Origin of the sequence: Microvirga tunisiensis, assembly GCF_009296175.1 — a bacterium.
Classification (GTDB): domain Bacteria; phylum Pseudomonadota; class Alphaproteobacteria; order Rhizobiales; family Beijerinckiaceae; genus Microvirga; species Microvirga tunisiensis.
On sequence record NZ_VOSK01000664.1, the window covers coordinates 1 to 1,855 of the forward strand.

Genomic DNA, 1,855 nt, shown 5'->3' on the forward strand with positions numbered 1-1,855 from the left:
GAGAGAAAAGAGAAAACCCGGCCCATGAGACACCTGTCGCAGACGATGAGGTGCTCGATAAGGAATCACGACGGGTGTCGGTCAGGCAAGCGCGGCCGATCAGCCCAAAAATGTGGGTAATTGAAAGCTTGGCCGAACGCGTACGCTGGTTAGGCACAATGAGGGACCGCATCCAGCTCACTCAGGAAGACGCTTTGAAATTTCTTGCCAGATCGACCAGGCGTTTAGCGATTAACCAGACACTTTTTTTCATTGATCCGCCTTATATCACGGCAGGCGGCCGCCTCTATCTGAATGCGATGGACGAAGGCAAGCATATCGCTTTAAGCGATATGCTTCAGGATGGAACTCTGCCGCACTGGGTGCTGACTTATGACGATCATCCGTTGATCCGAACACTTTACAGCACGCAGGCTGTTGAGGACCTTGCGGTCACTTACAGCCTTCAGAACAAGCGCAAAGAGCGCGAGGTGCTTATTAACAATCAAGCGGCTTGTGCATAATCTATATAGTCACCAAGCCACTGGGTGAGCACGTCAATATTGTTGGCATCATCGACTGGTACGCCTTCCATTGACAGCTCCAAACCTTGCAAAGCACGACGCGGCAGCCGCAGCCTGTCAAGAATGGCTCTATGCATGAGGGATTGGCTCTTCCAAAACGCCTCATTCAGCACCCTGTAGGGAATGAGTGTGACGTACTGACGATTTCCCGTCATGTGGTCGAGCATATAGGCTGTACTGAAGACACGCGCATGATCAGTCACCGGTTTGCCTGGCCAGTTTTTTCCACTCGCCGTCTGCCCGAAAAAGAAGGCCGGCGGCGGCAGCATGCCTTCGGCCGTCCAAGCAATGACATCGACACCGCCGTCCTTCTCATGAGGCGAAGTGTAGGGACCAGGGGGGTTTCTGACACTAAACCCGTCCCCTGCCGCTGCCGCCCGGGTGAGCAGCTCTACAATTGTCTCGCCGGTTTGCCGAGGCCAGCCGACACTGAAGGCCGGGCCAGTCGCTAAGCCAGCCAATCCCAGGGTCGCGACGATTTGGAAGACACGGTTTCTTAGTCGCGTCAGCAGTTCGCCGCTCGGCGGAGTGCGAAGGATCGCCGACCCCGTCACATGGGTAGTGATCAGGCAGATGAGATAGAATGCGTACTTGGGATCGCGCCAATTGCCATCGAGAAGAAGCTCGTCGCCAGAGGCGGAAAGATCAAAGGGATAGGTTTCGCCGAGGTTACGCTGCCGAAGGTCGATCTCGTTCTCCAGACGTTCAACAAGCTGCTCTCGCCGCTTGTCACGTTCGCCGATGTCATCTTCAGCCGTTTCCTCCAGCGTTACTGGTGAGCCGAGCAGAGCGTCAACCCGCGCGACACCGAAGGTGTCGAAGAGTGCGGTCAGCTCCAACCAGTCGACGAGGTCGTCGTCGCCCAGGACAAGCGTGGGCGGATCAATCGGAGTGGCCATCTGAGACTACTCCGTCGTAGTGCCGGCCATAGCCGCATCAATGCTGATTTTGACGATGTTGGAGCGCTTCACTACCGACTCGGCGATTTTCTGAAGCTCAGGCTGCAATTGAGGATCGAAGCCTTCCAGAGTTGAGACAGCGTGCTGCAGCTCTGCGTTCGCGGAGATAAGATGCTGCTGGAAGCGGATATCTGCCGGTGTGGCAGTGATGATTGCCTCATCGAGGTCATTGCGTTCGGCAAGCATTGTGATTGCCTCTGGTGAGGCTAGATCCTCGGCACAGTGATTATGACCCTTTGGCGAGTGGCTCGAGAGGGGCGAGTTTAGGATAGGCGCGGCTCATTTTGGCCCGGGCCTTTTCGGTCGTGAACATCCAGGTGATGCGTGCGCCGC

Annotated in this window: 3 protein-coding genes; 1 reads left to right on the forward strand and 2 read right to left on the reverse strand. The window is 56.1% G+C overall.

Annotated features, from left to right (window positions below; genetic code table 11):
* Window positions 1-503 (forward strand): DNA adenine methylase (locus tag FS320_RS46785; RefSeq protein ID WP_476738994.1); only part of this gene is annotated, 503 nt, incomplete at its 5' end.
* On the opposite strand, the gene FS320_RS42615 is transcribed toward FS320_RS46785, so the two are convergent.
* Both FS320_RS42615 and FS320_RS42620 read right to left on the reverse strand, forming a co-directional pair.
* Entirely contained in the window at window positions 485-1,462 is a 978-nt protein-coding gene (locus tag FS320_RS42615) for a hypothetical protein (protein WP_152718549.1), read from the reverse strand. The genes FS320_RS46785 and FS320_RS42615 overlap by 19 nt on opposite strands.
* A gap of 6 nt (window positions 1,463-1,468) precedes the next feature.
* Complete coding sequence (locus tag FS320_RS42620) at window positions 1,469-1,708, reverse strand: hypothetical protein (protein WP_190242291.1); 240 nt, start codon at window positions 1,706-1,708, stop codon at window positions 1,469-1,471.
* Between the last annotated feature and the right edge of the window lie 147 nt (window positions 1,709-1,855).

What these genes read in the sequence shown, in the direction of transcription:
- FS320_RS42620 (WP_190242291.1), bottom strand. Translation starts at nt 1,708, where the DNA reads ATGCTTGCCGAACGCAATGACCTCGATGAGGCAATCATCACTGCCACA.
- FS320_RS42615 (WP_152718549.1), bottom strand. Translation starts at nt 1,462, where the DNA reads ATGGCCACTCCGATTGATCCGCCCACGCTTGTCCTGGGCGACGACGAC.